Origin of the sequence: Mesorhizobium sp. M7A.F.Ca.CA.002.09.1.1, assembly GCF_003998555.1 — a bacterium.
GTDB lineage: Bacteria > Pseudomonadota > Alphaproteobacteria > Rhizobiales > Rhizobiaceae > Mesorhizobium > Mesorhizobium ciceri.
The window spans coordinates 1-6,410 of record NZ_RZRR01000253.1 but is presented as its reverse complement, the minus strand read 5'-3'; the positions used below and the strand labels follow the sequence as shown (position 1 = coordinate 6,410).

General features: G+C 64.4%; 7 protein-coding genes. All 7 read left to right on the top strand.

What is annotated here, in order from left to right:
- Positions 1 to 16 precede the first annotated feature (16 nt).
- Entirely contained in the window at positions 17 to 310 is a 294-nt protein-coding gene (locus EN994_RS13530) for a DUF982 domain-containing protein (RefSeq protein ID WP_027160769.1), read from the top strand.
- Positions 311 to 645: 335 nt separating this feature from the next.
- Positions 646 to 1,530 carry an AraC family transcriptional regulator gene (locus tag EN994_RS13525; RefSeq protein ID WP_013530722.1) on the top strand — a complete coding sequence of 295 codons (885 nt, stop codon included), beginning with the start codon at positions 646 to 648 and terminating at the stop codon, positions 1,528 to 1,530.
- Between the two features lie 247 nt (positions 1,531 to 1,777).
- Complete coding sequence (locus tag EN994_RS13520; protein WP_013530723.1) at positions 1,778 to 2,866, top strand: sugar ABC transporter substrate-binding protein; 1,089 nt, start codon at positions 1,778 to 1,780, stop codon at positions 2,864 to 2,866.
- 96 nt (positions 2,867 to 2,962) lie between these two features.
- On the top strand, positions 2,963 to 3,784 hold the full coding sequence (locus tag EN994_RS13515) for an ATP-binding cassette domain-containing protein (RefSeq protein WP_024501653.1): 822 nt from the start codon (positions 2,963 to 2,965) through the stop codon (positions 3,782 to 3,784).
- The gene (locus EN994_RS13510) at positions 3,781 to 5,040 is read left to right on the top strand and encodes an ABC transporter permease (RefSeq protein WP_024501652.1); all 1,260 of its coding nucleotides are present in this window, start codon (positions 3,781 to 3,783) and stop codon (positions 5,038 to 5,040) included. Before EN994_RS13515 ends, EN994_RS13510 begins: the two co-directional genes overlap by 4 nt.
- A gap of 22 nt (positions 5,041 to 5,062) precedes the next feature.
- Positions 5,063 to 5,791, top strand: coding sequence for an SDR family oxidoreductase (locus tag EN994_RS13505; protein WP_024501651.1), 729 nt, complete (start codon positions 5,063 to 5,065; stop codon positions 5,789 to 5,791).
- A 181-nt stretch (positions 5,792 to 5,972) separates the two neighbouring features.
- Positions 5,973 to 6,410 (top strand): FGGY family carbohydrate kinase (locus EN994_RS13500; protein ID WP_245466020.1); only part of this gene is annotated, 438 nt, incomplete at its 3' end.

Genomic DNA, 6,410 nt, shown 5'->3' with positions numbered 1-6,410 from the left:
AGAGGAGGTACAAGCCATGAATCGCGGGCAATTCGAAGAACCGGTCACACTTCTGGTCGGAATGGGCTTTCCGAGGATGATCGACAGCGTGATGGAAGCCTATGCACTGCTGCAGGACTGGCCGAGCGCCGGCCGCAACGGCGCCCATGCCATCGCACTCAACGCTTGCAAGGCGGGCATCGTCGGCGAAATCGATCCGGAGACGGTGCGGGCCACGCTGGTCAGCTTCGCGCGCCGCCACGACATACTGGTGCCTGACATGGTTACGCCGCTCGCGACGGTGGCGGGTGGTGCGCTGCGCACCAGCTGAACTACGATGACGGCGCTGCAACAGCGCCTGAACACGCTGTTCTTGCGATAGGCCAGGCGCCCACCGGACACGTTGGAATTCCGTTTCGGGCGGTAGTGTTCTCGTTGGTCAGTCGAGCGAACGCGTCAGCAAGACTGACCTGTTCTGCCCGAATAGCGCCTCTGAGCGCGCCCTTCCGGTTAAAAAAGTATCATCCATTGTCTTGAATCGTGGTGGCGCCTGTTGTCATGAGCCGGTACCGTGGCTCTTGAAATGCAGAGCCGAAACCAATTCGGCCGGTTTAGGGAATTGGGCCGAACGCGGCAAATATCCGTGCCGGCCGGGAGGAAACGGACATGGAACCGGACCTGGAAGTTGTCCAGATACGACGCGGGGAGTCCTTCAAGGCGTGGTCGCATGGCTACCCCTTCCATACGGTGCGCTGGCACTTCCATCCAGAATATGAACTGCATCAGGTAATCTTCACCAACGGCCGCTATTTCGTCGGCGACTTCATCGGCGAGTTCGAGCCGGGCAATCTGGTGCTGACGGGGCCGAACCTGCCGCACAATTGGGTCAGCGACATCCCCAAGGACAGCTCGATCCCGCTGCGCGGCCGCATCATTCAGTTTTCCGAAAGTTTCATCGGCGATGCCATGCATGTGCTGCCGGAGCTGGCGGGGCTTGCGGCTCTGCTCGAGGCGTCGCGGCGCGGCGTGCTGTTTTCCAACCGCACCAGCAAGGCGCTGGCGCCATTGATGGAAGAGATGATGCAGGCGCAGGGCGTGCGCCGCATCGAGCTGTTCATGATGATCGCCGGCCTGCTAAGCCGCGCCCAGGAATTCCAGCTGCTGGCCAGCGCCAGCTATCGGCCCGATCCGTCGGGCTACATGACCGCCGGCATGAACAAGGCGCTCGCCTATATCAGGGAGAACCTGACGCAGCTGTTCGACGAGGCGGATCTCGCCGCCATCGCCGGCCAGTCGACCGGGGCCTTCTCGCGCTCGTTTCGCCGCCACACCGGCATGTCGCTGGTGCAGTATGTCAAGCGGCTGCGCATCAATCTCGCCTGCCAGATCCTGATGAGCGACGAGCAGGCCTCGATCACCGACATCTGCTACGAGGTCGGCTTCAACAACCTGTCCAATTTCAACCGGCAGTTCCTGGCGGAGAAGGGCATGCCGCCCTCGCGCTTCAGGCGCCTGCTGGCCGACAACATCAACGCGGGAAAAGCCGCTTAACGGAGGAGCCAGGGAGGAACCAAGGGAGGATTTTTCTTTTGCATGACGGACGTGAGCCGCGTTGAGCGGTTCGTGATGGAGAACGCTTGTCTCGAATTCCTCCGTCGGCGGAGGACGTCGGCGCGGCTCGAAAGTCCAGCGCCGGACCCTGGTACCCCTTCAATTGGGGCGAGGGTGGATGGGTGTCTTCAGACCACCAAAGCAGTCACGACCTTCTTACAACATATCCAGAAACGGAGAAGACCGAATGACCAAACTTTCAATTTCATTGAAGTCCACTGGCAAGTCCGCCGGCATGGCAGCGCTTGCGCTGTCGCTGCTGGCAGGCACCGCCGCTATCGCCAAGGCAGCCGAAGTCACCGACGCCACCGTCGCCTTCCTGATGCCTGACCAGGCCTCGACCCGTTACGAACAGCATGATTATCCCGGCTTCGCCGCCGAGATGAAGAAGCTGTGCCCGGGCTGCAAGGTGCTCTACCAGAACGCCGATGCCGACGCCTCGCGCCAGCAGCAGCAGTTCAACTCGGTGATCTCGCAGGGCGCCAAGGCGATTGTGCTCGACCCCGTCGACTCGACCGCCGCCGCCTCGCTGGTCAAGCTGGCGCAGAGCCAGGGCATCAAGGTCATAGCCTATGACCGGCCAATCCCGACAGCGCCGGCCGACTTCTATGTCTCGTTCAACAATGAAGGCATCGGCAAGGCCATCGCCGATTCGCTGGTCGAGCACCTGAAGGCGCTGAAGGTCGATCCGGCCACCGGCGGCGTTTTACAGATCAACGGTTCGCCGACCGACGCGGCGGCCGGCCTGATCAAGAAGGGCATCCATGCCGGCCTCGACAACAGCGGCTACAAGATCCTGGCCGAATACGACACGCCGGAATGGGCGCCGCCGAAGGCGCAGCAATGGGCCGGCGGCCAGATCACCCGCTTCGGCCCGAAAATCCTCGGCGTGGTTGCCGCCAATGACGGCACCGGTGGCGGCGCCATCGCGGCCTTCAAGGCGGCCGGCGTCGATCCGGTGCCGCCGGTGACCGGCAATGACGCGACGATCGCGGCACTGCAACTGATCATCGCCGGCGACCAGTACAACACCATCTCCAAGCCGAGCGAGATCGTGGCGGCGGCCGCCGCCAACATCGCCATCAAGCTACTTTCTGGCGAGACGCCTAAGGCCGAGATGACGCTGTACGATACGCCCTCGCAGCTGTTCACGCCGGCTGTTGTGACGCAGGAAAACCTGAAGGCCGAGATCATCGACAAGAAGATCAACACCGCGGCCGAGCTCTGCGTCGATCGTTACGCGGAAGGCTGCAAGAAGCTGGGCATCGGGAACTGACCGCGACCCTTGCCCGCTCCGCTGCCTGGCCACCCGCGTGGTGGCCAGGCAGCGCTCATGCGAAATTTTTGAACCGGTTTTGAAAGGCTTCCTGGCATGACCGATACCTCGGACGAACCGGTTCCGGCAGGCGAGCTGGTGCTCAGCCTGCGCGGCGTTTCGAAGAATTTCGGCGCCGTTTCGGCGCTCACCGACATCGATCTCGATGTCCATGCAGGCGAAGTGGTGGCGCTGGTCGGCGACAATGGCGCCGGCAAGTCGACCCTGGTCAAGATCCTGGCCGGCGTGCATCAGCCGAGCTCAGGCACGATCAGTTTTCGCGGCAAGCAGGTGACACTTGCCGATCCGAGTGCCGCGCTGACGCTCGGCATCGCCACCGTGTTCCAGGACCTGGCGCTGTGCGAGAACCTCGACATCGTCGCCAACATCTTCCTTGGCCGCGAACTCAGCCCGCTGCGGCTGGACGAGGTGGCGATGGAAGTGCGCGCCTGGACGCTGCTCAACGAGCTTTCGGCGCGCATCCCGAGTGTCCGCGAAGTGGTCGCTTCACTGTCGGGCGGCCAGCGCCAGACGGTGGCGATCGCGCGCTCGCTGCTGCTCGAACCCAAGCTCATCCTGCTCGACGAGCCGACGGCAGCGCTTGGCGTGGCGCAGACGGCGGAAGTGCTCAATTTGATCGAGCGGGTGCGCGACCGCGGCCTCGGCGTCGTCATCATCAGCCACAACATGGAAGACGTGCGCGCCGTCGCCGACCGCATCGTCGTGCTGCGGCTTGGCCGCAACAACGGCATCTTCTCGCCCGATGCCTCGAACCAGGAACTGGTCAGCGCCATCACCGGCGCCTCGAACAATTCGGTGTCGCGGCGCGCCGAGCGCAGGCAGGCCAGGCAAGACCAGACCCAGGAGCCACGCCCATGAGCCGCGAAGCCGAACAGGCCGCCCCCGTGCCGCCGCAGCTCGACCGCGCCGATGTGCGCGTCAAGCACGAGGCGGGGATCGGCGGCGCCATCCGCCGGTTCTTCGACCGGGTCCGCTCGGGCGATCTCGGCTCGCTGCCAGTGATTGTCGGGCTGGTCATCATCTGGACGGTGTTCGCCAGCATCAACCCGATCTTCCTGTCGAGCAGCAATCTGGTCAATCTGCTGTTCGATTGCTCAACCGTCGGCGTCATCGCGCTCGGCATCGTCTGCGTTCTGATGGTCGGCGAGATCGACCTGTCGGTCGGTTCGATCAGCGGCTTTGCCTCGGCCATGGTCGGCACGCTGTGGGTCAACCAGGGCTGGCCGGTGGCGCTCGCGATTCTGGCCGCTGTTGCCGTCGGCGGCTTCATCGGCGCCCTCTATGCGCTGCTGTTCAACCGGCTCGGCATGCCGAGCTTCGTCTCGACGCTGGCCGGCTTGCTGGCGGTGCTTGGCCTGCAGCTCTACATCCTCGGCTCGACCGGCTCGATCAACCTGCCCTACGGCTCGAACCTGGTGAATTTCGGCCAGTTGCTGATGATGCCCAAACTCGTCTCGTTCGCTCTGGCGGCCGTGCCGGGCATCGTCATGCTGATCACCGGCCTGCGCACCGTCGCGCGCCGCCGCGCCGCGAACCTGTCGGCGCCGTCGACCGGCGGGCTCGTCACGCGCGCGGTGGTGATTACGGTCATTCTCGAGCTCATCGTCTTCTATCTCAATCAGGCGCGCGGCATTCCGTGGATGTTCGGCCTGTTCGTCGGCCTGGTCATATCGATGCACTACGCGCTGACGCGGACCAAATGGGGCCGCTCTATGTCGGCGGTCGGCGGCAACCGCGAGGCGGCGCGGCGCGCCGGCATCAATGTGCGGCTGATCTATTCCAGCGCCTTCGTGCTGTGCTCGATGCTGGCGGCTTTCGGCGGCGTGCTGTCGGCGGCCCGCCTGGCCTCGGCCAGCCAGCAGGCCGGCACGGGCGACGTCAACCTCAACGCCATCGCAGCGGCCGTCATAGGCGGCACCAGCCTGTTCGGCGGCAGGGGCAGCGCCTATTCGGCACTGCTCGGCATCATCGTCATCCAGTCGATCGCCAGCGGCCTGACGCTGCTCGATCTGTCCTCGTCGCTTCGGTACATGATCACCGGCGCCGTGCTTGCCATCGCGGTCATCGTCGACTCGCTGGCACGCCGCTCGCGTGTCTCGCATGGCCGGGCCTGAACCCATCAACAGGAAGCAAGACATGAGCCAAGAACTGTCCGGAAAAGTTGCCGCCGTCACCGGTGCCGCGTCAGGCATCGGCCTCGAATGCGCCAGGCATATGCTGGCGGCCGGCGCCACCGTGGTGCTGGTCGACCGCGCCGAGGCGACGCTGAACAAACTGTGCGCCGAACTCGGCCCCAAAGCGATCCCGCTGGTGATCGACCTGATGCAGCCGGCAAGCGTCGCCACCATGATGCCGCAAATCCTGGAGAAGGCCGGCCAACTCGACATCTTCCATGCCAATGCCGGCGCCTATGTCGGCGGCGAGGTGGCGACCGGCGATCCCGACGTCTGGGATCGCATGCTCAACCTCAACATCAATGCCTGCTTCCGTTCGATCCAGGCGGTGCTGCCGCACATGATCGAACGCAAGACCGGCGACATCATCGTCACCAGTTCGATCGCCGGTCTGGTCCCGGTGGTCTGGGAACCGATCTACACGGCCTCCAAGCACGCCGTGCAGGCCTTCGTCCACACGGTGCGCCGGCAAGTCGCCAAGCACGGCCTGCGCGTCGGCGCCGTGGCGCCCGGCCCGGTGGTGACGGCACTGGTCGACGACTGGCCGAAGGCCAAGCTCGAAGAGGAACTCGCCGCCGGCGGCCTGATGCAGCCACGCGAGGTGGCCGAAGCGGTGATGTTCATGCTGACCCGGCCGCGCAATGTGACGATAAGGGATTTGGTGATTTTGCCGCAGAGCAATGATCTCTAGGGGGAGTAGGGGAGTAGGGCAGTAGGGCAGTAGGGCAGTAGGGCAGTAGGGCAGTAGGGCAGTAGGATTGCTCTGCCGTTCAATGCCCGGGCCCGAGCCAAGCCACCATCTCCTATTCCCGTACTGCCTTACTGCCCTACTCCCCTACTCCCCTACTGCCTTAAACCGAAGGTTTCCCCCAATGTCCCACTTCCTCGGCATCGACGTCGGCACCGGCAGCGCGCGGGCCGGGGTGTTCGACCACACGGGAACCCTGCTTGCCTCGGCCAAACGGGACATCGAGGTCTGGCGCGAGGCCGGCGACATTGTCGAGCAGTCGAGCAACGACATCTGGCGGGCGGTTTGCGCGGCCACGCGTGAAGCGGTCGCGCAATCGGGCGTGGCGCCCGAGGCGATCGCCGGCATCGGCTTCGACGCCACCTGTTCGCTGGTGGTGCTGGGCGAGGGCGGCGTGCCGCTGCCGGTAAGCAAGTCCGCCAATCCGGAACGCAACATCATCGTCTGGATGGATCATCGCGCGGTCGAGCAGACGCGCCGCATCAATCGCAGTGGCGAGGCGGTGTTGAACTACGTCGGCGGCGTCATCTCGCCGGAGATGGAAACGCCGAAACTCCTGTGG